The sequence below is a fragment of the Mycobacterium sp. shizuoka-1 genome (assembly GCF_002723835.1).
Lineage (GTDB): Bacteria > Actinomycetota > Actinomycetes > Mycobacteriales > Mycobacteriaceae > Mycobacterium.
Genome location: NZ_BEWG01000023.1, coordinates 349 through 26305 on the forward strand (window position 1 = coordinate 349; position 25957 = coordinate 26305).

At 65.3% G+C, this 25957-nt stretch carries 14 protein-coding genes; 9 read left to right on the top strand and 5 right to left on the bottom strand.

The annotated features are described in order from the left end of the window. The 5 genes from MSZK_RS32275 to MSZK_RS07755 all read left to right on the top strand — a co-directional run. Positions 1-2705, top strand: a 2705-nt coding sequence (locus MSZK_RS32275) for an SDR family NAD(P)-dependent oxidoreductase (RefSeq protein ID WP_158230558.1), incomplete at its 5' end; no start/stop codon positions are given. Beyond that, entirely contained in the window at positions 2702-9208 is a 6507-nt protein-coding gene (locus tag MSZK_RS07740) for a beta-ketoacyl synthase N-terminal-like domain-containing protein (protein ID WP_099246533.1), read from the top strand. The genes MSZK_RS32275 and MSZK_RS07740, both read left to right, overlap by 4 nt. After that, the gene (rfbA, locus tag MSZK_RS07745; RefSeq protein WP_099246535.1) at positions 9205-10077 is read left to right on the top strand and encodes a glucose-1-phosphate thymidylyltransferase RfbA; all 873 of its coding nucleotides are present in this window, start codon (positions 9205-9207) and stop codon (positions 10075-10077) included. The genes MSZK_RS07740 and rfbA overlap by 4 nt, the downstream gene beginning before the upstream one ends. After that, complete coding sequence (rfbB, locus tag MSZK_RS07750; RefSeq protein WP_099246537.1) at positions 10074-11072, top strand: dTDP-glucose 4,6-dehydratase; 999 nt, start codon at positions 10074-10076, stop codon at positions 11070-11072. Before rfbA ends, rfbB begins: the two co-directional genes overlap by 4 nt. Before the next feature lie 16 nt (positions 11073-11088). Further along, positions 11089-12525: a bifunctional dTDP-4-dehydrorhamnose 3,5-epimerase family protein/NAD(P)-dependent oxidoreductase gene (locus MSZK_RS07755; RefSeq protein WP_099246539.1), complete on the top strand. Its 1437-nt coding sequence runs from the start codon at positions 11089-11091 to the stop codon at positions 12523-12525. A 13-nt stretch (positions 12526-12538) separates the two neighbouring features. On the opposite strand, the gene MSZK_RS07760 is transcribed toward MSZK_RS07755, so the two are convergent. From MSZK_RS07760 to MSZK_RS07775, 4 genes are all read right to left on the bottom strand, one after another. Beyond that, entirely contained in the window at positions 12539-15475 is a 2937-nt protein-coding gene (locus tag MSZK_RS07760; protein WP_099246585.1) for an RND family transporter, read from the bottom strand. Positions 15476-15484: 9 nt separating this feature from the next. After that, positions 15485-18367, bottom strand: a complete 2883-nt coding sequence (locus MSZK_RS07765; protein WP_099246541.1) for an RND family transporter — start codon at positions 18365-18367, stop codon at positions 15485-15487. Then, positions 18364-18783 (bottom strand): MmpS family transport accessory protein, encoded by a 420-nt coding sequence (locus tag MSZK_RS07770; protein ID WP_099246587.1) that lies wholly within the window; start codon positions 18781-18783, stop codon positions 18364-18366. The genes MSZK_RS07765 and MSZK_RS07770 overlap by 4 nt, the downstream gene beginning before the upstream one ends. A 563-nt stretch (positions 18784-19346) precedes the next feature. Beyond that, positions 19347-20744: a wax ester/triacylglycerol synthase domain-containing protein gene (locus MSZK_RS07775; RefSeq protein WP_233211167.1), complete on the bottom strand. Its 1398-nt coding sequence runs from the start codon at positions 20742-20744 to the stop codon at positions 19347-19349. A 147-nt stretch (positions 20745-20891) separates the two neighbouring features. Between MSZK_RS07775 and MSZK_RS07780 the strand changes: the two genes are divergently transcribed. The 4 genes from MSZK_RS07780 to MSZK_RS07795 all read left to right on the top strand — a co-directional run bounded on the left by MSZK_RS07780 (position 20892) and on the right by MSZK_RS07795 (position 25190). Then, positions 20892-21869 carry a sulfotransferase family protein gene (locus MSZK_RS07780; protein WP_199203237.1) on the top strand — a complete coding sequence of 326 codons (978 nt, stop codon included), beginning with the start codon at positions 20892-20894 and terminating at the stop codon, positions 21867-21869. A gap of 118 nt (positions 21870-21987) precedes the next feature. Next, entirely contained in the window at positions 21988-23256 is a 1269-nt protein-coding gene (locus MSZK_RS07785; RefSeq protein ID WP_099246593.1) for a glycosyltransferase, read from the top strand. Between the two features lie 74 nt (positions 23257-23330). Further along, the gene (locus tag MSZK_RS07790) at positions 23331-24164 is read left to right on the top strand and encodes a TylF/MycF/NovP-related O-methyltransferase (protein WP_371411300.1); all 834 of its coding nucleotides are present in this window, start codon (positions 23331-23333) and stop codon (positions 24162-24164) included. A 33-nt stretch (positions 24165-24197) separates the two neighbouring features. Beyond that, positions 24198-25190 carry a Gfo/Idh/MocA family protein gene (locus tag MSZK_RS07795; protein ID WP_099246545.1) on the top strand — a complete coding sequence of 331 codons (993 nt, stop codon included), beginning with the start codon at positions 24198-24200 and terminating at the stop codon, positions 25188-25190. Here MSZK_RS07795 and MSZK_RS07800 read toward each other — a convergent pair. Continuing rightward, positions 25187-25954 (bottom strand): alpha/beta fold hydrolase, encoded by a 768-nt coding sequence (locus tag MSZK_RS07800; RefSeq protein ID WP_099246547.1) that lies wholly within the window; start codon positions 25952-25954, stop codon positions 25187-25189. The two genes, MSZK_RS07795 and MSZK_RS07800, sit on opposite strands and share 4 nt — an antisense overlap. Positions 25955-25957: the final 3 nt, after the last annotated feature.

Consider the following 25957-nt stretch of genomic DNA (forward strand, 5'->3'; position numbering starts at 1 on the left):
AGATGGAGGCCGAGCTCGGGATCGATTCGATCAAGCAGGTCGAGATTTTGGCGGCGTTGCAGGCGAAGTTCCCTGGTGCTCCGGAGATTCCGGCGTCGGAGCTGGCGAACCTGCGCACCCTGCAGGACGTGGTCGACACCATCGCCGACTTTGCCGCCCCGACGGCGGCGCCTGTTGGCGCGGCGCCGGCCGCTGTTGCGGGTCCGGCTGCCGGTGATGTGGTGTTGGCGATCGTGTCGGAGAAGACGGGTTATCCGGTGGACATGCTCGGGTTGGGCATGGAGATGGAGGCCGAGCTCGGGATCGATTCGATCAAGCAGGTCGAGATTTTGGCGGCGTTGCAGGCGAAGTTCCCTGGTGCTCCGGAGATTCCGGCGTCGGAGCTGGCGAACCTGCGCACCCTGCAGGACGTGGTGGACACCGTCTCGGGATTCTCCGGCGGCGGTCACACCGAACAGGCTGCGGCAGTCCCGCATTCGACCCCCGCCTCGGCAGCGCCGGTCGGCCTGTCCTGTACCGAGGCCGAGCTGCGCGCCGCGCCGCCCAGCGGATTGGCGATGGCGGGCCTGCGGGACGGCATCGTCCTCATCACCCGTGAAGATCCCGCCTTCGCCGACGCCCTCGAGCGGGCACTGACCGCCCGCGGGCTGCAGGCCCGCACCGTCGACGAGGTGCCCGCCGAAGCCGGTGCAGTCGTCAGCCTGGCCGCGCTGGGAGCGGCACGCACCCCCGAAGACTGTGTGGCACTGCACCTGCGCGCGTTCCACGCCGCCCGCAGTGTGGCCAGGAGCGAGGCCCGCACCCGGCTGTTCGTCACCGTGCAGTCGACCGGCGCCCGATTCATCGCCGCGGATGTCCCGGTCGGTGTCGCCAGCCTGGTGAAGACCGCGGGCTGGGAGTGGGAGAACGCCTCGGTGCGTGCCGTCGACATGGAAACTCTCGACGCCGACCGGTTGGCGGCCGAGTTGCTCGAAGGCGGAAGCGGTATCGAGGTCGCGCTGCGCGCCGACGGCACCCGACTGGTCGCCGTCGACGACATCGAGTCCTCCGTCGGTGAGGGCGAGACGATCAGCGTCACCCAGGGCGGCGTGGTGCTGGTCACCGGCGGCGCGCGAGGGGTGACGGCCCAATCGGCTCTGGCACTGGCCAAACAGCACGGACTGCGGCTGGCACTTCTCGGTCGCACACCGCTGCGGGAGGCCACTGTCGACGAGCCGTCGGGTACCACGGCCGCCGAGATCGCCACCGCACTGGCCGCATCGGCACGAGCCCGTGGCGAGCAGCTGAGCCTGCCGCAGGCCCGCGCGCAGGCCGAGAGCCTGCTGGCCGAGCGGGAGGTCCGTGCCACGTTGTCGGCCGCCGAACGGCAAGGCACCCCGGCGCGTTACTTCGCGGCGAGTATCACCGACGATGCCGCCCTGCGTGGTGTGCTCGACGAGGTGCGGCAGAACTTCGGTCCGATCGTCGGCGTCGTGCACGGCGCCGGTGTGCTGGCTGACAAACGCCTTGAAGACCTCGACGACGACGGGTTCGTCAAGGTGTTCAGCACCAAACTGATCGGTGCCGAGGCGCTTCTGGACGCCACCTCGACCGACGAGCTGCGCTTCATCTCGCTGTTCTCCTCGATCGCCGCCCGGGCTGGTAATCCCGGGCAGGCCGCCTACGCGTCGGCCAACGCAGCCCTGGAGGCGATCGCCGCCCGAGAGTCCGCGCGGCGCAACGGCGAATGCGTGGTCCGTGCGTTCGGATGGGGCCCATGGGACGGCGGGATGGTCGACGCGACACTGAAGAGCCGGTTCCTGGCCGGCGGTGTGGGCGTCATCCCGATCGACGAGGGTGCGCAATTCTTCGCCGAGCATGCACTGTGCCGGTCGTCGGCCACCGCGGTCGTGGTCGCCGCCCCGGCGGAGCCGCGGCTGCGTGCGGCACGCCTGGAGTGGGAGGTGTCGACGAAGGACCTGCCGGAGCTCACCGATCATCAGGTCCGCGGCCGGGTGGTGGTGCCGGTGGTGATCGCGCTGGACGCCATCCTGCGCGGGGCGCGCGGGCTGGTTGCCGACGCCTGCCCGGTGGTCCGTGACTTCCAGGTGCTCTCCGGCGTCACGTTGGCCGAATCCGAGCGCCAGGTCTTCACCCTCGAATACGAGCCGGCGGCGACGTCGTACGCCGTCACGATCGTCGACGGTCAGGGGCGGGCGCGCTATCGCGCCTCGGTGGACACCGCCGCCGTCGCGGAGCCGGAGATTTCGGTACCGCAGGCGTCAGGGTCCGGATGGCCGATGAGCGTCGACGAGGCCTACACCGGCCCGCTGTTCCACGGGCCGAAGTTCGCCGTCATCGAGCAGCTGGACACCTACGGAATCGCGGGCGGCTCAGCGACTCTCAGGAGCATGGGTGACCTCGACTGGCCGCAGAACGGCTGGGCGATCGACGCCGCGGGCATCGACGGCGGGCTGCAGCTCGGCATCGTCTGGGCCTGTGCGCAGGGACGTCCCCTGGTGCTGCCGATCCGGATCGGTCGCGTGGTCCTGCACCGCGCGTTCGGCGACGGCAGTATCGGACGGTGCCGGTTGGCCGCACATCCGGTCAACGACAAGCGAGTCGATTTCGACATCGCCTACGAAACCGCCGACGGTGCGCCGGTCGCAACGCTCGAGGGTGTCGAGTTCTACGCTGCGGGTAACACCGCGGACACCTCGGCGTGAGCGGGTTCGAACCCGTCGCGATCGTCGGACGTAGTTGTGTGCTGCCCGGCGCGGCCACACCGGAGGAACTGTTCGACGCATCACTGGCCGGGCGCTGCCTGCTGACCCCGACCCCCCGCGACCAATGGCGCGGCGTGGACCCCGGCCGGCTGATGGCCAGCGACAAACCCGGACTGCGGGTCTCTTCGGCGACCGGCGGTTACGTCAAGACGTCCTTCGATCTGGCGCAGTTCGCCTCGCGGATACCGGACTTCGATCAGCTCGATCCGATCGTGCCATGGCTCGCGCGGTGCGCGCAGCAGGCGCTGGGCGGTCCGCTGGCGGCGCCGCAGACCGGCCTGATCGTCGGCAACCTGTCCTACCCGAGCACCAAGGGCACCGAGTTCGTGGAGGCCGTGTGGACGGGTGACGGCAACGACGACCCGCGCAACCGGTTCTCCTCCGGGCTGCCGGTGCACCTGGTTGCCGGAGCGATGGAGATGACCGGACCGGTCTACGCGCTCGACGCGGCGTGTGCATCATCGCTCTACGCGATCAAGCTGGCCTGCGACGCCCTGCACGACCGCGACGCCGACGTCATGCTTGCCGGCGGGGTCAACGGTTCCGACGACCTGTTCCTGCACCTGGGCTTCACGTCGCTGCAGGCGCTCAGTCCGTCGGGCCGGTCTCGGCCCTTCCACGCAGAAGCCGACGGCTTGGTGCCCGCACAGGGGGCTGCTCTGGTCGCGCTGAAGCGACTGGAAGACGCCGAGCGCGCCGGTGACCACATCCTCGGCGTGATCCTGGGCGTGGGGCTGTCCAACGACGGGCGCCAGAGTGGGTTCTTGGCACCGGCGGTCGGTGGTCAGACTCGGGCCATGACCTCAGCGCTGGAGCAGGCCGGGCTGACTCCGGCCGACATCGACTATGTGGACTGCCACGCCACCGGCACTCCGCTGGGCGACGCCATCGAGTTGCAGAGCATTGCGGCCGCCTACGGTGACACCCCGTTGAAACTGGGCGCGCTGAAAGGCAATCTTGGCCATACGATCACCGTTTCGGGCGCGGCGAGCCTGATCAATGTGATCTCGGCCATGCAGGCTTCGACACTGCCGCCCACCGTCTGCGAGAAGCCCACCGAGAAGTTGAACGGCACACCCTTCACGCTCGTGACCACGCCCACGCGGTGGGATGCGCCGGTCAAGCGCGCCGCGGTCAGCAACTTCGGATTCGGTGGCAACAACGCACATCTGATCGTCGAAAACTACCGCGGCCCCCGCGGTGCGGTCGCGCGGAAGCAGCCGCCCACCGACGAGATCGTGATCTGCGGATTGGGTGTGGTCACCGGCGATGCGCGCGATGCCGAGGCGTTCCGCCGCCGAGTCCTCGGGCCCGAAGCACCGGTGACCGCGCTCGACGCCGTCGAGCTCGACCTTGCCGGACTGGGCTTTCCGCCGAAAGAGCTCGCCGGCAGCCTCAGCCAGCAGACCGTGATGCTGACGGCCGCGGGCCAGGCGTTGCAGCACGTGACGGTCGACCCGGACCGGACCGGGGTGTTCGTCGGCATGGGATGTGATGCCACCATCGCCCGGCAGCGGCTGCGGGTGCTGCACGCCGACGACGATCGGTGGTTGCAGGCCAACGCCGAATCCGCGCCGCAGCTGACCGCCGACGGGGTGGTCGGAACGATGCCGAACATCCCCGCCAACCGAATCCACGCGCAGCGTGACTTCCGCGGGTTCGGTTTCACCGTCTCCACCGAGGAGCTGTCCGGGATTACTGCACTCCAGATCGGGATCCGCGCGTTGCGGCATCGCGAACTCGACGTGGTCGTCGCCGGTGCGGTCGACATGTGTTGCGAGCCGGCACATTCGCGGGCAGCTGATGCCCTCGACGCGGATCGCAGTGCGGGACACGGCGACGCGGCAGTGGCTTTCGTGCTCAAGCGGCGTGCCGATGCCGAAGCCGCCGGCGACGAGATCCTCGCCGTGATCGACACCGACGGAGAACCGATCGAGACAGATTCGAATTTCGCGGCCGGACGGATCGGCCGCACGCACGCAGCCGCCGCTGCCGTGGAGATCGCCGCGCGTGTCGAGGCGGTGCGATCACGGGTGCGGGTTGACAAGGCCGGCGCGCAGCCGTCACCGGGCGGCACGGCTGCAGCAGTGTGGGTGGAGGCTCTCGGCGGGCATGCCGACGGCGTCACGGTGTCGGCAGCAGGCGGCGCGCCGAAGCCGTTGGCTGTCGGCATCGTTCCTTTCATCGAGCGCTATGCCGGTGACAGCCGGGCCGATCTGCTGGCCCGGCTCCACCGTGGCCAGCCGGGCGGCAGCGGCCCAGTGCGGTGCTCGCTGGTCGGCGACAGCCAGACCACCGTGGACGCACTTCGGCAGCAGGCGGTGTTGCGGCTGGAACGCGGTGAGGCGCCTATCGTGCCGGGCATCGCGTTCGCGGAAGCCCAGATGGTCGGCGAGTTGGCGTTCATGTTCACCGGTGCCGCCGCCGCTTACCCGGGGGCCGGTAGAGATCTGTTGTTCGCATGGCCCGAGATCGGCGACGCGCTGACCGAACGCCTCTCCGGCGTCGGCGATCTGGCCCGCGCCCTGCACGGTGCCGGGATCACGACTTTGGATCCGCGGACGCAGCTGACCGGGTGCGCGCTGGTCTGTCAATCGCAAGCGGAGTTCTCCCGTACCGTTCTCGGTCTGAAACCCACTGCGGCTATCGGCCTTTCGTCGGGCGAGACGAACTCGCTGTTGGCATTTGGGGTCTGGCGCGACCTAGAGCCGATGCTGGGTGAGATCGAAGCGTCGGGAATGTACGGCGACGAGCTGACCGGCGCCTGCCGGGTGGCAGCTGCCGACTGGGGGTTGGGGAACCAGCCGGCCCCATGGGAGTGCTGGCGTATCACCGCACCCAGAGCGTCGGTCGAATCAGCGCTGGCTGCCGAGCCCCGCGCCTACATGACTATCGTTCAGGCGCCGGACGATTGCGTGATCGGTGGCGATCCGGCGGCGTGCCGGCGGGTTATCGACGCCGTGGACGGCGCAACCGCGATCCCGCTGGGTCTGGACATGGTCATCCACTGCGATGCCATGACTCCGTTTGCCGACACCTGGCGAGCCATCCATACCCGGGAGACGCACGAGGCGCCGGACATCCGCTTCTACACCAACGCGGTCAACCGAGCCTACGTGCCGACCCGTGAAGCAGCCGCCGAGGCGATCACGCGGCAAGCCCTCGAACCCATTGACTTTCCCGCGACGATTCTCCAGGCCTGGGACGACGGCGTTCGGGTATTTGTCGAGCACGGGCCTCGCGCGATTCTCACCGGCGCGGTTGCGAAGATCCTCGGTGACCGCCCGCATCTTGCGGTTGCGCTGGATCCGCAGGAACGGCGCGGGCTGCGGGCGCTGGCTGAAAGTGTCTGCAAACTGTGGGTACACGGGCTACCGGTCGATATCGACGCATTCGAGTCGCGTATCCGGCAATTGCATGAGCAAGGTAACCGGGCGCGGTCTCAGGACACGCGCAAGCTGACACTTGCTGCGCACTGGCCGGATATCGTCTCGGTTCCCGAAGAATCTCGCACGGTGACGACGCCGGAGGCGTCCCGGAATGTGACGACGCCGGAGGCGTCCAAGAATGGAAGTGCGCCCATGCCCGAAGTGGACCACGGAAGTGTTCAAGTCATGCCGCCGGCACCTGCGGCCCTCGCGCCGTTGGTAGTGGCTCGACCTGCCGCCGCCCCGGCCGCGAATACCGTGGTGGCCAAGCCGGTCGCTCCGGCAGCCGCGGCGCCCGGCGATCAGACGGTCGCGGCACTGAATCTCGTTGCCTCGGTGAGCAATGCGCACACGGCATTCCTCGAGCGGCAGGCGGAGGCGCACACGTCGTTCCTGAAGTCGCGCGGCGATCTACTCGCCCTGGTGGCCGGGCAGCGGGGATCGGTGCCGGTTGCCGCGACGAGTGCGCCACCGGTCTATGCACCCTCGCCGGTGTCCGTGCCTGCGCCGGCCCCAGCACCCGTGCCGCCGGCGCCCGCCCCCACACCGCCGCCGGCACCGCCGGTGGCCGCTGCCGCCCCGGCGCCTGCGCCCAGTGCACCGGCACCGGCACCCGCACCCAGAGTGCCGGCGCCCAATACACCGGCTCCCGCGCCGAGCCGGCAGCCAGCGGTCGAGAAGCCCCTATGGTCGCGTGCGCAGCTGGAAATCCTTGCCGGCGGCAAGGTCTCGGAGGTGTTGGGCCCGAAGTTCGCCGAGTACGACAAGTACGAGCGGCTGGTCCGGATGCCGGAACCGCCGCTGCTGCTGGCCGACCGGGTGATGAGCATCGAGGGCGAGCCAGGAACGATGGGGACCGGCACAATCGTCACGGAGACAGATGTCGACCCCGACGCCTGGTACATCCACAACGGCCGGATGTCACCCGGTGTGGTGATCGAGAGTGGCCAGGCCGATCTGTTGCTCGCCTCGTGGCTGGGTGCGGACTTCACCAACCGCAGCGAGCGGGTGTACCGGCTGCTCGGTTGCGATCTGACATTCATGGGCGAATTGCCCAAGGGTGGCGACACGCTGCACTACGAGATCCACATCGACGGTCACGCAAAAACGGGTGATACGCGTCTGTTTTTCTTCCACTACGACTGCTACATCGGCGACCGGCTGATGATCTCGGTGCGCAACGGGCAGGCCGGATTCTTTTCCGACGCGGAGCTCGCCGAGTCGGACGGAGTGTTGTGGGACGCTGCCGATGATGCACCGCGCGACGGTGCACGCCGTGACGAGCCGCCCGTGGTCACCCAGAAGCGGTCGTTCACCAAGGAGGACGTGGAAGCGTTCACCGATGGTCACGCATTCCGCTGCTTCGGCGCAGGCTTTGAGCGGGCGGCCGCCCACACCCGGACGCCGTCGTTACCGAAGGGCAAGTTGCGGCTGATCGATGAGATCGCCGAATTCGACCCCGACGGCGGACCATGGGGCCGCGGGTATCTGCGGGCCACCGCCGCGGTGCCCAGGGACATGTGGTTCTACGACGGGCATTTCAAGAACGACCCGTGCATGCCTGGGACGTTGATGGCCGATGCGGCCACCCAGGCACTGTCGTTCGCGATGGCCGCCTACGGGTTCACCATCGAGCGCGACGGATGGCGGTTCGAGCCGGTGCCGGACGATATGGCGCGCTTCGTCTGCCGTGGGCAGGTGACACCCGACGCCGACCATATGCTCGACTACGAGGTGTTCATCGAAGAGATCATCGACGGGCCCACGCCGACGGTCTTCGCCGCGCTGCTCTGCCGTAGCGACGGCTTCAAGGTCTTCCATGCCCGGCGCTTCGGTATGCGTCTGGTTCCCGACTGGCCGATGCCGCCGGGTGCGCCCGGGCCGGTGCAGATCCTGGCCGGCACCAAGGACGTTCGCGGTGACCAGGGCGCGCTGCTGGCATGCGGCCGTGGCATGCCGTCGGATGCGTTCGGCGCTCTGTATGCGCCGTTCGACGGCACCCGGCGGGCGCCGCGCCTGCCGGACGAGCCGTACCATTTCATGTCCCGCGTGCTCAGTGTCTCCAGCCCGCCGGGAGTGCCTACCAAGGGCGGCACCGTCGTCGCGGAATACGATGTGCCAGAAGGCGAGTGGTATTTCGCCGACGCCCACGTCGATGCGGTGCCGATGCCGGTGCTGATCGAAATCTTGCTGCAGCCGTGCGGCTGGTTGTCGTCGTACAACGGATTCGCCGCCAATCGTCCCGACGACGTGGTGTTCCGCAATCTCGACGGTGGTGAGGTGATCCAGCATCGACCGGCCCGGGTCGGGACGCTGCGGGTCACGTCGACGCTGGAGCGGTTCGCTGACGGGGCCGGCTCGACCATCGTGTTCTTCGATGTCGTCTGCACCCAGAACGACGAAGTCGTGATGACGATGAAGACGGCATTCGGGTTCTTCAGTCCGGAGGCTCTGCGCAACCAGGTCGGGTTGCGAATGAAACCGGGTGTGCTAGAGGCGCTTTCCGAGCCGGCTCCGGTCGAACTGTCCTACCGGGACGCGCAGCTCGACGGTGCGCCCTGGTTGGACCAGGGCCGCCTGCAGGTGGTCGACCGGGTGAAGTTCTGGCCGGGCGGGGGAGAGGCCGGGCTGGGCAGGCTGGTCGCCGAGTACGACGTCACCCCGGAGGCGTGGTTCTTCAAGGCGCACTTCTTCCAGGATCCGGTGCAGCCGGGGTCGCTGGGTCTGGAAGCCATGCAACAGGCGGCGCGTGCAGCGGTGCGACTGTCCGGTCTGGGCGGCGCAGGTGACGAATTCGAGTTCGAGCCGGTGGCTTTGGACCAGATGTTCAGCTGGAAATTCCGTGGTCAAGTGACACCGACCAACAAGCGCACCAAGTCCGAGGTCGAAATCCTCTCCACCCACAGTGACGATCGCGGTGTGCTGGCGGTGTTCGACGGCCGGTTCTGGTGCGACGATCTGTGCATCTACGAGACACGCGGGATGGGCGTTCGCGTTACCCGAAGGGCGCCATGAAAGGGATCATTCTGGCGGGCGGTTCGGGAACCCGCCTGCATCCGATCACCCTCGGGGTCTCGAAGCAGTTGATCCCGGTCTACGACAAGCCGATGGCGTACTACCCGCTGTCCACGCTGATGCTGGCCGGGATCCGCGACATCTTGGTGATCACGACACCGCACGATGCGGAGAGTTTCGAACGTCTGCTCGGTGACGGATCACGCTTCGGGGTGTCGATCACCTTTGCCCAGCAGCCGTCGCCGGACGGGCTGGCACAGGCCTTTACCATCGGCTCCGACTTCATCGGCAACGACAAGGTGGCGCTGATCCTCGGTGACAACCTGCTCTACGGGCCGGGGCTCGGCACCCAGCTGAAGAGTTTCACGACGGTCGACGGGGGCGTGATCTTCGCCTACTGGGTGGCCGAACCCTCCGCATACGGTGTGGTGGAGTTCGACCCGACCGGAGTAGTGGTGTCCCTGGAGGAGAAGCCCAAGCGGCCGCGGAGCAATTTCGCGGTGCCGGGTCTGTATTTCTACGACAACGACGTCGTGGAGATCGCCCGTGGGCTCTCGCCCAGCGATCGCGGCGAGTACGAGATCACCGACGTCAACCGGGCTTACCTCGAGCAGGGCAGGCTGCGGGTGCAGGTGCTGCCCCGCGGCACCGCGTGGCTGGACACCGGTACGTTCGACCAGATGACCGACGCCGCCGACTTCGTCCGCACCATGGAACGGCGTACCGGCCTGAAGATCGGCGTTCCCGAGGAAATCGCGTGGCGGCAAGGCTTTCTCAGTGAGGATGAGTTGCGGGAACGTGCCGAGAAGCTGGTGAAGTCGGGCTACGGCTCCTATCTGCTGGACTTGCTCGAAAGGGGCGCCCAGTGACGGAGCTACTGGTCACCGGCGGCGCCGGCTTCATCGGATCGAACTTTGTGCACTACGCGGTCGAACACACCGACCACCACATCACGGTGCTGGACAAGCTGACCTATGCAGGCAACCGCGAGTCGCTGGCCGGGCTGCCCGAAGAGCGGGTGACCTTTGTGCACGGCGACGTCGCCAACGCCGAACTGGTCGACAAGCTGGTGGCCACCGCCGACAGCGTCGTGCACTACGCCGCCGAGACGCACAACGACAACTCCCTCGACGACCCGGAACCGTTCCTGCACACCAACCTGATCGGCACGTTCACCCTGCTGGAGGCGGTCCGCAAGTACGGCGTGCGCTACCACCACATCTCCACCGACGAGGTGTACGGCGACTTGGCGCTGGACGACCCGGCCCGGTTCACCGAAGCGAGCCCCTACAACCCGTCGTCGCCGTATTCGTCGACCAAGGCCGGCAGCGACCTGCTCGTACGGGCCTGGATGCGCTCCTACGGCCTGGCCGCGACCATCTCGAACTGTTCCAACAACTACGGCCCTTACCAGCACGTCGAGAAATTCATTCCCCGTCAGATCACCAACGTCCTGCGCGGCACCCGTCCCAAGCTCTACGGCGACGGCCTCAACGTCCGGGACTGGATCCACGCCGACGACCACTCGTCGGCGGTGTTGCTGATCCTCGAGAAGGGCCGGATCGGGGAGACGTACCTGATCGGCGCCAACGGCGAGAAGGACAACAAAACCGTCGTCGAGCTGATCCTGACGATCATGGGACAGGAACCGAACGCCTACGAGAATGTCCCGGACCGCACCGGCCACGACCTGCGGTACGCCATCGATGCGACCAAACTGCGTGATGAGCTCGGCTGGCGGCCGCGTTATCCTGACTTCGAGCACGGGTTGACGGCGACCATCCAGTGGTATCGCGATCACGAAAGCTGGTGGGCGCCCGCAAAAGACGCCACTGAGGCGTTCTACGCCCGGCTCGGGCAATGACAGGAGAGCGCAGGTAATGACGGAGCTCGGCAAGGCACTCCGCCCGGTAACGACCGCCATCCCGGGACTTGTCATCTGGGACCTGCCCGTCCACGGCGACAACCGGGGCTGGTTCAAAGAGAACTGGCAGCGGGAGAAGATGGTGGCCGCCGGTATGCCCGACTTCGGGCCGGTGCAGAACAACGTCTCGTTCAACTCCTCGGCCGGCACCACCCGCGGAATCCACGCCGAACCGTGGGACAAGTACATCTCGGTGGCCACCGGGCGGATCTTCTGCGCCTGGGTCGACCTGCGGGACGGCCCGACGTTCGGGACGGTGGTGACCGCCGAGATCGACCCGTCGCGCGCGGTCTTCGTGCCGCAAGGCGTCGGCAACGGCTTTCAGACGCTGGAGCCCAATACCGCCTACACCTACCTGGTCAACGACCATTACTCGCCGGATGGTGTCTACACCTCACTGAATCCGGCCGATCAGACCATCGCCATCGACTGGCCGATTCCGCTGGAGGAGGCCGAGCTGTCGGCGAAGGACCGGGCCCAGGGCCCGTTGTCGGCGGTCGTTCCCATTCAGCCGCGCAAGACGCTGGTGGTCGGTGCCGGCGGCCAATTGGGCCGTGCGCTGCAGGCGGCGTACGAAGGTGCTTCGCACGTCGAATACGTCGACCTCCCGGACTTCGATCTCAGCTCCGGCGATTTCGCCACCGCACGCCCCTGGCGCGAATACGACACGATCATCAACGCTGCTGCCTACACCGCTGTCGACGCAGCGGAAACCCCGGAGGGACGGGCCGCGGCGTGGGCCGCCAACGTCGCCGGTGTTGCGAATCTGACTCGGGTCGCGGCGGCACATCGACTGACCGTCGTGCACGTCTCGACTGATTATGTATTCGACGGCACCACCACGCGGCCGTATCTCGAGGACGACCCGATGACTCCGCTGGGGGTCTACGGGCAGACCAAGGCCGCGGGCGATCAGATCGTCTCCACGCTGGACCGGCACTACATCGTGCGCACCTCGTGGGTGATCGGCGAGGGCCGAAACTTCGTGCGCACCATGCTTTCTCTGGCCGAACGCGGAGTCGACCCGGCGGTCGTCGACGACCAGGTGGGCCGCTTGACGTTCACCTCCGAACTGGCCAGGGCGATCCGGCATCTGCTCGGGAGCCGCGCGCCCTACGGAACGTACAACGTCACCGGGTCCGGGCCGGTCACCTCGTGGGCCGACGTCGCCAGACAAACCTTCGAGCTGGCGGGCCACGACCCGAACCGGGTGACCGGAGTATCCACGGCGGAGTACTTCGCCTCGGCTGCCAATCCGGTTTCGCCTCGGCCGCTCCGCGGCGTGCTCGACCTGACCAAGATCGAGTCCACCGGATTCGTGCCGGCCGATGCGGGCGAGTCGCTGGCCGCTTACGTTCGCCAGGAGACCCGCGCCGGCTCCGGCGCACGCTAGGCGAAATGCCGAACTAGACCGACGGCCTTGGTATTTCGGCTGTGACCGGGTCGTGGCTGGCTTCGCTGTCCTCCCGCGGCAGCAGGTAGGCGCGCACCAGTGGGCGTGGTCCGCTGGACCGGAGCATGGTGCTGGCGGGACGGGGACGAACCCGTTGCGGCCACCAGAACCATCGGCCGAGCAACACGGCAATCGCCGGGGTCATGAACGACCGCACCACCAGGGTGTCGATCAGCAAACCCAGACCGATCGTGGTGCCGACCTGGCCGATGATCTGCAAATCGCTGACCACCATCGCCGCCATCGTGATCGCGAATACCAGGCCGGCGTTGGTCACCACCTTGCCGGAGCCGCCCATGGCGCGGATGATCCCGGTGTTGATGCCTGCCGACAATTCCTCTTTTATCCGGGATACCAAGAGCAGGTTGTAGTCGGAGCCCACCGCCAACAGCACGATCACCGACATGGGTAGCACCATCCAGTGCAGTTTGATGCCCAGGATGTATTGCCACAGCAGGACCGAGAGCCCAAAGGACGCACCCAACGAGAGCGCGACGGTCCCCACGATGACCAGCGCGGCAATCAGGCTGCGGGTGATGATCAGCATGATGATGAAAATCAGGCACAGCGCGCCAACGGCGGCAATCCAGAGATCGTATTGGGAGCCGTCTCTGAAGTCCTTGAACGTCGCGGCGGTACCGGCGATGTAGATCTTGGAGCCCTGGAGCGGTGTCGTCTTGAGAGCCTCTTCGGCCGCCGACCGCATCTTGTCGATACTCGCAATGCCCTCGGGTGAGGCCGGTTCGTCCTTGTGGGAAATGATGAACCGCGCTGCTTTCCCGTCGGGAGACAGGTAGGCGCTCATTGCCCGTTTAAAGTCGGGATTCTCGAAGACCTCGGGCGGCAGATAGAAAGTGTCGTCGTCCTGCGCGGCGTCGAAAGCCTGCCCCATGGCGGTGGTGTTCAGATTCGAATCGTCCAGCACGCCGAAGGTCCCGGACATGGTGCTGTGCATCTTCAGCATCATGTCGCGCATTCCCTCCATGATCGCGATGATCTTGGGAACCTGTTCGAGAAGCTGCGGCATCAGCTTGTCCAGCGTAGCCAGATGCGTCAGCATCTCTTTCATCTTGTCGTTGAGGGAAGTAATGCCGTCGATGGCATCGAATACCGACCGCACCGCCCAGCAGACGGGAATGTCGTAGCAGTGCGGTTCCCAGTACAAATAGTTGCGAATCGGCCGGAAGAAGTCGTCGAAGTCGGCCGCGTTGTTCATCAGTACCGTGATTACTTGCGACATTTCCTTCGTGGTGATGAAGGAGTCGTGGGTGATGTCGTTGAGCTGCTTCTGCAACTCGTACATCCGCTTCATCAAGACGATCTGGCGATCGATCATCTTCACTTGCTTGAGCATGTCGTCCATGCGGGATTGCATGAACTTCAGGCTGGCTTGCATGCCGGCGTTCTGCATGTCCATCAGGAACGGTATGGACGTGTGCTCGATCGGTGTTCCCTCGGGCCGGGTGATGCCCTGCACTCGGGAGATGCCGGGGACCTTGAAAATCGCCTTCGCCAGCTTGTGGAGGATGAGGAAGTCGGCAGGATTCCGCAAGTCGTGATCGGACTGGATCATCAGAATCTCGGGCATCATCCGGGCCTGCGAGAAGTGACGATCGGCGGCGGCATTACCGACGTTGGCGGGAAGGTCCTTCGGTATGTACAGCCGGTCGTTGTAGCTGGTCTGATAGCCGGGTAGCGCCAGCAGGCCGATCAGCGCGATGGCGATTGTCGCAGTGAGGATGGGTACCGGCCAGCGAACGACGGCCGTGCCGATCCGCCGCCATCTGCGGTTCTTGAGCCGGACCTTGGGGTCGAACAGTTTCAGGCGGCCGCCGACAGCCAGAAACGACGGAACCAGGGTGACCGCTACCGCGACGGCGGCGAACATGCCGACAGCAGATGGAACGCCCATGCTCTGGAAAATGGGCAGGCGGGTGAAGCTCAGGCACAGCATCGCGCCGGCGATGGTCAGCCCACTGCCCAACACGACAGGAGCCACGCTGCGGAAGGTGCTGTAGAAGGCGGTCTCGATGTCCTCGCCGGATTGCCGCGCCTCGTGGTAACGGCCGAAGAAGAAGATCCCGTAATCGGTTCCGGCGGCCATCGCCAAGGCCACCAGCAGGCTGGTGGCGAATGTCGACAGCCCGATGACGTTGTGGTCGGCCAGAAACGCGACGACGCCACGCGCGACGAGGACCTCGATGCCGACCGTGATCAACAATCCGATGACGGTGACGATCGAACGGTAGACAACGAGCAGGACGGCAAAAATGAGGACGGCGCCGACCGCGGTCATCTTGATCATCGAGTGATCGCCGGCGTGCTGCATGTCCGACACCAGCGCGGCCGGGCCGGTGACGAAGACCTGGATGCCGGGTGGTGGGGGCATCCGATCGACGATGCCGCGGACGGCAGCAATCGATTGCTGGCCCAGCGTCGTGCCTTGGTTACCAGCCAGATTCAGTTGGATGTAGACGGCCTTGCCGTCTTTGCTCTGTGCCCCGGCAGCGGTGAGTCGATCTCCCCACAAGTCCTGTACGTGCTCGACGTGTGTGGTGTCGCTCTTCAGCGCGCGAACCAGGGTGTCGTAGTAGGTGTGCGCCTCGTCCCCGAGTTCCTGCTGACCCTCCATCACCAGCATGGCGAAACTGTCGGAGGTGGACTCCTGGAACTCGCGACCCATCTGGTGCATGGCCATCACCGCCGGGGCGTCCTGTGGCGCCATCGGCACGGAGTGGTCTCGACCGACGGTCTCCAGCCAGGGAACGAAGAACGTCACCAGGACGGTTATGGCCAACCACGCGACGATGATCAGCGGCGAAAGCGCCCGGATCGACCGCGCAACCAGGGGCCGACTGAGCTGATTCGTCGACTCTGTCTCGGTCTGGATATCGGCCACTTACTTCTCTTGGTTCAGCAAGAGGGCACGAACCAACGGGCGCGGGCCGGTGGGACGCAGCATCGTACTGGCGGGGCGGGGCCGAACCTGCTGCGGCCACCAGAACCAGCGTCCCAACAACGCCGCGATGGATGGCGTCATGAACGCCCGCACGATCAAGGTGTCGAACAACAGGCCCAACGCGATCGTCGTGCCCACCTGGCCGATACTGATCAGGTCGCTGACCATCATCGAGGCCATGGTGAACGCGAACACCAAGCCGGCGGTCGTCACGACTTTGCCGGTGCCGGCCATTGCCCGAATGATGCCGGTATTGATACCGGCGCCTAATTCCTCCTTCATACGGGCAACCAGCAGGAGATTGTAGTCGGAGCCGACCGCCAACAGAATGATCACGGTCATGACGAATACCGACCAGTGCAATTGAATGCCGAGGAGGTATTGCCAGACGAATACTGCCAATCCGAATGATGCGCCCAACGAAAGCAGCACCGTACCCACGATCACCATGGCGGCGATGAGGCTGCGCGTCACAATGAGCATGACCACAAAGATCAGACAGAGCGCCGCGACGACCGCAATCATCAGATCGTATTTGGTCCCGGTAACCAGATCTTTAATTAGGGCTGCGGTGCCGGAAAGGGAGATCTGCGACCCCTCCAGCGGAGTGCCTTTCAGTGCCTCTTCGGCCGCATTCTTGATGGCATCGACTCGGGCAATGCCGTCGGGTGAGGTCGGGTCGCCTTTTTGCGAAATCAACATGCGGGCGGCCTTGCCATCGGGTGAGATGAAGATCTTCATCACGCGTTTGAAGTCCTCGTTCTTGAAGACCTCCGGCGGTACGTAGAACGAATCATCGTTCTGAGCGGCATCGAATGCCTTGCCCATCGCGGTCGAATTTGCGCCATTGTCGTCCATCTGGCCGAACACCCCGGACATGGTGCTGTGCATGGTGAGCAGCATCGTCCGCATGCTCGTCATGATCGAGATCATCTCCGGGAATTGAGCGAGCAGTTGCGGCATGATCAGGTCCATCTGATCGAGGTTCACAACGAGTTCGCGCAGCTTCTCCGTCAGTCCGTCAACCCCGTCGAGAATGTCAAACAGGCTTCTGACTGACCAGCAGAGCGGAATATTGAAGCAATGCGGTTCCCAGTACAGATAGTTGCGAATGGGCCGGAAGAAATCCTCGAAGTCGGCAATATGATCACGTAGCTCGCTGGTGATTTCTTCCATTTCATGCGTGCTTTTGACCATGGCGTGCATCGTCGCCGACATCTGCTGCATCAGGCTGTACATGCGAGACATGATGTTGATGGTCTGTTGCAATTGGTCGGCTTGCGTGAGCAGGTCGGCCATCCGGGCTTTCTGAAAGAACATGAACTGCTGCTGGCCGGCTTGCTGCGTGCTCATCAAGTAGGGAATGGTCGTATGCGCGATCGGCGTGCCTTCAGGCCGGGTCACCGCCTGAACCTTTTCGATACCCGGAACCGCAAGGACGGCTTTCGCGAGTTTGTTCAGGACCAGGAAATCCGCCGAATTGCGTAGATCGTGATCGGTCTCGACCATCAGAATTTCGGGTGTCATCATCGCTGAAGGTGGAAAGTGTCGGGCCGCCGCTTCTATCCCCTGCGTGGCGGGAATGTTCTTCGGTAGGAAGTGCTGGTCGTTGAAGTCGGGCTTGAATCCGGGCAGCGTCAACAGTCCGACCAGGGTGAGGGCCAACGAGGCGACGAGAATGGGTGCCGGCCAGCGGACAATGGCCGTGCCAATCCGTCGCCAGCCGTAAGTCTTTGCTGTTCGCTTGGGGTCGAACAAGCCGAATCGGCCTCCGACCGCGATGACGGCTGGGACCAACGTCAGTGCGACGGCTACCGCGACCATGATGCCGACCGCGCAGGGGACGCCGAGCGCTTGGAACGCCGGAAGTCGAGTGAAGCTGAGACACAGCGTCGCGCCGGCGACCGTCAAACCGGTGGCCAGAACGACCTTGGCGACGCCGCGGTAGGTGGTGTAGAAGGCCGTTTCGCGATCTTCGCCGGCCAAGCGCGCTTCGTGATAGCGGCCGATGAAGAAAATCCCGTAGTCCGTCCCAGCCGCAATCACCAGGGCTACCAGCAGGTTCACCGCGAACGTGGTGAGTCCGATGATCTCGTGATGGCCGAGGAGAGCGACGAACCCCCTGGCGGCCTGCAGCTGTACCCCGACGACCATGAGCAGGAGGATCACGGTCAGTGGGGAACGATAAACGATCAGCAGCGTCACCAGGATCACCGCGATGCTGACCAAGGTGATGGTGTTGACCGTGCTGTTGCCGCTCTTGCTCATGTCGGCGGCAAGCGCGGCGGGCCCGGTGACATACGTGGTGATCCCGGGTGGCGCGGGCGTTCGTCCGATGATGTCCTGAACAGACCTGACCGACTCGTTGGCCAAGGCTTCACCCGGTTTGCCGGCAAGCGTTAGCTGTACGTAGGCGGCTTTGCCGTCGTCGCTCTGCGCAGCGGCGCTGGTGAGTGGGTCTCCCCAGAAGTTCTGGATGTACTGGACATGCTTGGGATCTTGTTCGAATTGTCGAATCAGGTCGTCGTAGTAGGCGTGGGCCTCGTCGCCGAGTGGTTGTTGACCCTCCAGCACGATCATTGCCGGCGCGTTGCCGGACACCGATTGATCGAAAACTTGAGACATCCGCTGAGTAGCGCGGAACGACGGCGCATCAGTGGGATTCTGCGAGACCGAGTGCTCGGCCTCGACCTGCTCCAGGGTGGGGACCCCGAGGGTCAGGCCGACGATGATCGCCAACCAGCCCAAGATGACGAGCACCGAAAAGCGGCGGATCGTCTGCGCGACGAATGACCGGCCGTCGTGCAACTGATGGGTGCTCATGCGGCCTTCAACAGACAGGAGACGAAGGAGCTGACTTCGTGGGTGGTGGTGTTGTCCGCTTTCACCACACCGTCCACCGTGATGCGGCAGCCGATGGTCTCACTGTCGCCCTGGGCGGCGATGCTGCCGATGCCCGCTGCAGCGGAGATCGGGAACTCCAGCGACCACGGCAGCGTGACATCCTGATGTACTGGGTCGCCGTTCTCGTCGAAGTAGCTGATCTGGGCGGGCGTTCCGGGCGGACCGAAGACTTCGTATTTCATCTTCTTCGGGTTGTACGGTTTGCCCTTGTCATTCTTGGTATCTCCGTAAGACAGGGCTGTTTCCGATCCGAAGATTCCGTGCAATCGCGACACCGCCAGTCCACCGGCGGCCAGAACCGCGATCACGATCAGCGGAATCCACAGGTGGCTCAGCAAACCGAATATCACTCCAGGTCCGCTCCTGCGCTTCCGAGGACTGCGTTCGGCTCGAGGCGGCGGCGGTGGCTCGGCAGGCTGCGGTGGAGACTCCTCGCTGTGCCATCCGGTGACACCGGGCTCAGTTTGCTCAACGTTGGGCAAACGTCCTTCGATCACCGGGCGCCGACCTTTCCCAAGTTCCAAGTGCTACGGGTCCTAGCACCAACCGTCAGATGGAGAATGCGACTACACATCGAGGCGTGGCATCTCGCTTACCGCCGGAGGGCGGGCGTCACAGTCTGCGCCACAACAGCTCCCCGCAAACGCGCGGCACCGACGAGAGCGCGACCGATCTCGACGAGAGTCAACCATGTTCATGGCCTCCGTGTGGGCTCTTTGCGATGCAACAGCGGAGCATACGCGCAAGGGTAAGCGCCGAACTGCGGTAATGGCTAAGTCTTAGGCTGCTTCCCAGGTTGCCACATTGACGCGACTGCAAGTTGTGAGCCCTCGAGAGCCCGGCTCTCAGGTCGGCATGACTGAGGTCCGGGACGACGGCAGAATGGAACACGTTCTCGTTAGTCGATCTCGCCGGTGAGGCCGAACTCCGTCAAGGTGCGCTCGGCGAGTTCTCGCAGTTGTGATCGGGTGGTCACCGAGCCGGGCTGGTAGCCGCGAATGCAGACACCGACCTGGTTCATCTCCAGCGACGTGCCGACGAAAACGTGCAACTGGCTGCCTGTTCGGTCAAGCCATCCGCGGGTCACGTTCTGGCTCGCCCCCCGGGCGAACATGGCATCGCTTAGCGTGCCGTCGGGGCGGCTGGCAGCCGGTCCCGTATCGCCCAGACTCGAGCACACCGCTGGTCGCTCCGGGTCGCTGACCGCGTAATCGATCAGATGCTTCCACGCCCGTTTCGGGGTGAACGGCGTCAACGGAACGAGCTCCGCAGACTCGTCGTCGGCGCCCTGTGCGGACTTGAGGGCTTGCTTGATGGCGGCGCGCGCCGGACCCATATCGGTCGTCACCAGGTCAGGGTCGATGCCAACGCGGACGAAGGACACCGCGACCGCTCGCGCATCGTCCATGGTGCGGGTGTTGACGGTGAGCAGCATTCTGACGTCATCCGCATCGCCATGATCGCGCCCCATGTGCCGGTCGAGCCGCGCGGTGAACGCCGTGGACATAGCACTGCTCGTTCCGCCCAACGCTTCCGCGCGGGCAGTCCACTCGTCCAGGCGGATACGGACCCAGACGTTGGGCACGATGACCGGTTGGTTGGCTCCACTCGCGGGAGCGCTGGCCGGCAGCGACGCCTGGGCCTGGGTGTGGACGGTGTCCGCCTGGCGGCGCCGGGCTTCTTTGACCGCGGCGAGGAGCGCGCGTCCGACCGTGGGGGCATCTCGCGCGGTGTCGCCGATGTCCTCGACCAACGCGCGCAGCCGCGGGCGTGAATGCGGCGGCGGGTAGCCAAGATCGCGGGGTAGCCCAAGCAGCGCTTCGGTGACCGCGACAGCGGCACCGATGCCGTCGATCACGTAGTGGGACAGCACCAGGCTGATCGCGGTCGAGCCGTCGCTGAGCGGGACGACGCTGATCCGCCAGCCCGGCCCCGTTTCGGGATCGATCGGTAGTTGGGTGCACTCGTCGAACCAGGCGCCGAGTTCGGCCCGAGGGCGGACCGCTGATGCGATATCGAGTTTCGCCGGCGCAGGATCTCGCACCCATCGGTAGCGCCCGAAGGGCAGCGGCGAGCGTTCGATGAGTCGCCCCATCATCCCTTGGCTGAGCTTGTCGCGAAACCGCTCGAGTCCCTCGACGTCGACTGCGTGTCGATAGACCCACCCGACCTGCATCACTTCGCGCTGGCCTGCGGCATGATGCCCGGCGTAGAAGGCCTGGTCCATCAAATCGAGCCGATTGTCCCGCCGCGCATCGTCGTTGGATGTGTGGGCCGGGCGGTCCTGGATTGACACGAGCGTCAGAGTAACCGACCGTCGGTTGTCGGATACCCGATGTTGCGCTGCCGTTTGCCGGCATTCCCCGCGTGCGCGATACCTTGTCGAAGCGTGCGAGGGCAACCTATTCTGCCGCTGTGAATAAAAGTGGGCCGGTGCGCGTACATGGCTGAGGCGGTGACGCGAACCCGCCCGGTGGCGCTTTTCGTGTTGGGCAATGGCCGATCCGGAACGTCGGCGCTGGCGCAGGTCCTGGCGCTCAGCGGGGGCACCCTTCCGCCCGGTCTGCTGGGCGCCACCTCGGAGAATCCGCGTGGGTTCTTCGAAGCTCGCGCGGTGATTCATCTAAACCAGGCGATCCTGCACGCGCACGGCAGTTCCGGGTACGACATGGCGCTGGACGCGTATCAAGACGGTGTTTTCGACGCCGGACGGAACAGCTCCTGGGTTGCCAAGCTCAGGGACTACCTTGCGAGCTTGCCGACGGCCCCAGTCGTGGTGATCAAGGAGCCGAAGACGACGACTGTCTCAGGCATCTGGTTCGAGGCGGCGCGCCAAGCCGGTTTTGACGTCGCCGCCGTCGTCGCGGTGCGTCATCCAGCCGAAATCATCGGATCGCTTGAAAAGCGGGCCAATCAGCAAAATTATGTTGGGTCGTCACCAGAACTCACGTGCGCCTGGTGGCTGAAGTACAGCTTGCTGGCCGAACGTGACACTCGCGACGTACCTCGGGTGTTCGTCGAATACACCAACCTCCTCGAGGACTGGCGCCGGGAACTGAAGCGGATCTCCACGGCCCTCGGGATCGATCTCGACGTCAAGGACGAACGAGCAATCGACGAGTTCCTCACCCCGGACCTGCGGCACCACCAGACCCGTGGTCCGGCAGTTGAACCGTTCGGTACCGACTGGGTCGGCGCGGTGTACGAAACACTGGCTGCGGCCGCAGCGGACGAGCCGTGGGACGCGTCTGTACTCGACCGGGTTTTCGACGAGTACCGAGCCAGTGAACGTGGATTCCGTCAGGCCTTCACAGACTTCCGGCGATACCGCAACCTCGACCGGCTCTTGCCGCCGTTCGTGGTGAAGCTCGGCCTCGAAACCCTCGCACTGGCTCACCGCCGCAAAGGGACTTGGGCCTAGCCGTATCCGAGGACGTCGGCCGATTCGTGCGTTGTGGCCAATCGTCGGGGTGTACATGTCGGCGTTGGGTTACGCTGCCGGGCGGCTGAGCCACGGACGGAAGGGCCGGAAGCGTTCGATGAAACTTGTGCTGGCGTTCTATGGAACTCGCGGAGACGTCGAACCTGGCATCGCCATCGGCCGGGAGTTGCTGCGCCGCGGTCACGACGTGCTCATGGCGGTTCCGCCGGACTTGATCGACTCGGCCCGATCGGTCGGCCTCGCGGCGGTCGCCTACGGGCCGGATACGCAGGCGTGGCTGGAAGACACCCGCGACTTCTGGGGCTACTTCTTCCGCAACTTCTGGCGAGTGCGCGACGTGCAGAAGTATTTTCGCGAGTCCCGGGCCCCCGGTCTTCGGGCCTGGGGGGAGATGAGCAGGAGTTTGGCGTCGGTGTCGGGCGGGGCAGACCTGCTGGTCACCGGGGTCAGCTACGAGGAGCTGGTGTTCGACGTCGCGGAATACTGCGATGTTGCGCTGGCGACGGTGCTCTGGTTTCCGATGCGGGTCAACGGCAAGCTCCTGCCGAATCTGCCTGAGCCGGTGTTGCGCTCGGCGATGAAGCTGTACGAGTGGCTGATCTGGCGTGGGGTGAAAAAGGTCGTCGCCGCGCAGCGCCGCGAACTCGGGTTGCCGCCCGCGACCGGCCCGGTGCCGGCTCGGATCGCCGAACGCCAATTGCTGGAGATCCAGGCCTATGACGAGGTGCTCTTCCCGGGTCTGGCGGCCGAGTGGGCTCCGTGGGACGGTCAACGGCCGTTTGTCGGCACGCTGACGCTGGAGTTGGCCACCGAGGCCGACGAGGACGTCATGTCGTGGATCGCCTCGGGAACGCCGCCGATCTGCTTTGGCTTCGGCAGTATTCCGGTGGAATCACCGGCCGAGATGGTCGCGATGATCGCGGGGGCCTGCGCCCAGGTTGGTGAGCGTGCGCTGTTGTGTGCCGGTTGGACCGACTTCAGCAATGTTCCGCAGTTCGACCACGTCAAGGTGGTGGGTGCGGTGAATTACGCGACGGTGTTCCCGGCCTGCCGAGCGGTCGTTCACCACGGCGGTGCGGGGACCACGGCCGCCGGCCTGCGTGCAGGAGTTCCGACACTCGTGCTGTGGATGGCCGATGTCCAGGTGATCTGGGGAGCGGCGGTCAAGGGGCTGAAGGTGGGTACCTCGCGGCGGTTTGCGGCCACCACCGAGAAGACGCTGACCGCCGATTTGCGCACGATACTCGCACCGGGATACCGCAGCCGAGCCCGCGAGCTTGCGGCCAGGATGACCAGCCCTGCTGACAGCGTGCGCCACGCCGCCGACCTCCTGGAGGATTTCGCTCGCCGCAGGCGGCTTGGTTGAACGGATGATCCGATCCTGGCAAACGTCGAAAACTGACGACGATGCAAGTTTAGACTCAGCGCCGAAATGCCGGCATGCGAGATAGGGCCATTTTGACCATCACCGACTACGACGTGCGATCGCTGTACCTCGATCTGCTTCGACGCAACCTGACCCGGTTCGGAATGCACGAGCGGATGCCCTCGGATTGGCCGTTGCGGCGACGTCTGCTTCTCAAAGCGGCCAACACCTTCGGCCCGAAACTGCGCGGTGCGGGCGTACGCGACCAGAACCTGCGCGAGGCCGGCTTGGACTGGCCGGCCGAGGCCGAGACGATGATCGGGATGAAGCGGCTCACCAGTCTGCAGGAGTGCGTCGAGACGGTCCTGGCCGACGACGTCCCCGGTGACCTCGTCGAGACCGGGGTGTGGCGCGGCGGCGCGTGCATCTTGATGCGCGCCGTCCTGGCTGCCTATGGCGACACCACCCGCAGCGTCTGGTTGTGTGACTCCTTCCAGGGTGTCCCACGCTCTGATACCGCGAATTACAAGGCGGACAAGGGAATTCACGCCGAGATAGTTTCGGGCATCCTCGGGGTATCGGAAGCAGACGTCAAAAAGAACTTCGAGCGTTACGGGCTGCTCGACGACCAGGTCCGTTTCCTCCCGGGCTGGTTCAAGGACACGCTGCACGACGCCCCGATCGATGCCATCTCGGTGCTGCGACTCGACGGCGATCTCTACGAGTCCACGATCCAGGCCCTCGACGCGCTCTACCCGCGCCTGTCGCCCGGCGGCTTCTGCATCGTCGACGACTATCTGGCTGTCAAGGCGTGCGAGCAAGCTGTCACCGACTACCGCAACAAGCACGGGATCACCGAGGAGATCGTCGACATCGACGGAACCGGCGTGCTGTGGCGCAAGAAGTGAAGACCGAATCGTCTTCACCCTCGCATCGCTTTCATGGCTGACGCCGGGGGCGCGGTACGGATCGGCATTCTGGGCACAGCTCGCGTTGCGCCGGCAGTGCTGATCAAGCCGGCCAAGAAGAACCCCGAGGTTGTCGTCGCGGCGGTGGCTGCGCGTGAGGTCTCGCGAGCTCAGGAGTTCGCAGGCAAGCACGGCATTGCCCGCGCGTATGACGGCTATGAGGCGCTGATCGCCGACCCTGATATCGATGCGGTGTACATCCCGTTGCCGAATGCGTTGCACGGCAGGTGGACTCGAGCCGCCCTGCAGGCCGGCAAGCATGTGCTGTGTGAGAAGCCGTTTATGGCCAACGCGACCGAGGCGCTCGAGATCGCTGACTTGGCGGCGACGTCGGGTCGCGTGGTGATGGAAGCCTTCCACTATCGCTACCACCCGTTTGCGGCGCGTGTCGAGCAGATCATCGCTTCGGGCGAACTCGGCACTCTGCAGCGGATCGAGGCGGCCGACTGTTACTGGTTGCGCAACTTCGCCGCGAACGCCTACAACTACTCGCTCGGCGGCGGGGCGCTCATGGATCTCGGCAGCTACGTGGTCGACATGCTCAGGACGTTCGGCGGTTCGACTCCGGAAGTGGTTTCGGCACAGGCGAAGTTGCGCGGCCAGAACGTGGACAGGGCGATGACGGCCGAGTTGCGCTTCCCCGAAGGGCACACCGGTCGGCTGCACTGCTCGCTGTGGTCGCGCACCCCGCCGCATTACACCGCCAAGATCGTCGGTGATCGCGGGGAGTTGCGGCTCCATCCGGTGATCCCGTACCAGCAGTTCTCGGTCAAATCCGCCGATGGTCATCGGGTGGAGCGCTTCTTCAAAGCACGCCCCACCTACGAGTACCAGTTGGAGGCGTTCGCCGCGGCGGTGTTGCGTGGCGCACCGATCAAGACCTCGGCAGCCGAAGGGGTGCAGAACATGAAGGTCATCGACGCGATCTATCGCGCAGCGGGCCTGCCTGTCCGCGAACCGGCCTAGACGTCGATCTCCGAAGGCAGCTCCCCGCCGCTGAGCCAGGCGTCGACGGTTCGCGCGAATACGTCCGGATTCTGAGTAGGCCAGTCGTGGCTCATACCACCTGCGATCCGCTCGATACCGTTGGGCATCGAGCGCGCCAGTGTGGCGGCACAGTGGCGGAGCAAGCGCAGCTCGTTGGCACCTGTGACGAACAGTGTTGGTGCGTGGGCGTTGTCGAGTCCCGGAGGGAGGGTGAAACCCGCGGATGCTTCGGCGATATAAGCCAGTTGGGCACCTGAGTTGAGACGTGCGTCATCGGAGTAGGAGTGGTTGGCGGCCGCATGGCCGGCATCCCAGTGCCGGGTGATCAAAAGCCATCGAAACAGGCTGGTCCGGGCGAGTGTGGCGGCCAGCCGGCGCGTGATCCCTACCGCCGGCATCGTGTTGATGAAGGTACTGCTCAACACGGCTCGGTCGATGAGGTGAGGTTGCGTGGCCAGCAACTGGACGCCGACTTGGGCGCCGAGCGAATGGCCGACTACGTGAGCCCGGCCGGTCGAGACCCGCTCGCGGATCAGTTCGCCGACGGCTTCGGCGGCTTGGCTCATCTCGAAGGGACCCTGCGGAAAGCTCTTGCCGTACTGGGGTAGATCCGGTACCAGGCAGTGATAATTGGGCAGCCGTTCGACGATCGGCTCCCAGGTCCAGCCGCTCATCAACCCGCCATGGAGGAAGACGATTGCAGGCGCACCGGCCGAGCCTGATTCGCGGACGAACAGATCCACTCC

Excerpts from the sequence above, each read along its gene's own strand:
- rfbA (WP_099246535.1), top strand. The coding sequence starts at position 9,205 with ATGAAAGGGATCATTCTGGCGGGCGGTTCGGGAACCCGCCTGCATCCG.
- MSZK_RS07755 (WP_099246539.1), top strand. The coding sequence starts at position 11,089 with ATGACGGAGCTCGGCAAGGCACTCCGCCCGGTAACGACCGCCATCCCG.
- MSZK_RS07765 (WP_099246541.1), bottom strand. The coding sequence starts at position 18,367 with ATGAGCACCCATCAGTTGCACGACGGCCGGTCATTCGTCGCGCAGACG.
- MSZK_RS07780 (WP_199203237.1), top strand. The coding sequence starts at position 20,892 with ATGGCTGAGGCGGTGACGCGAACCCGCCCGGTGGCGCTTTTCGTGTTG.
- MSZK_RS07785 (WP_099246593.1), top strand. The coding sequence starts at position 21,988 with ATGAAACTTGTGCTGGCGTTCTATGGAACTCGCGGAGACGTCGAACCT.
- MSZK_RS07790 (WP_371411300.1), top strand. The coding sequence starts at position 23,331 with ATGCGAGATAGGGCCATTTTGACCATCACCGACTACGACGTGCGATCG.
- MSZK_RS07795 (WP_099246545.1), top strand. The coding sequence starts at position 24,198 with ATGGCTGACGCCGGGGGCGCGGTACGGATCGGCATTCTGGGCACAGCT.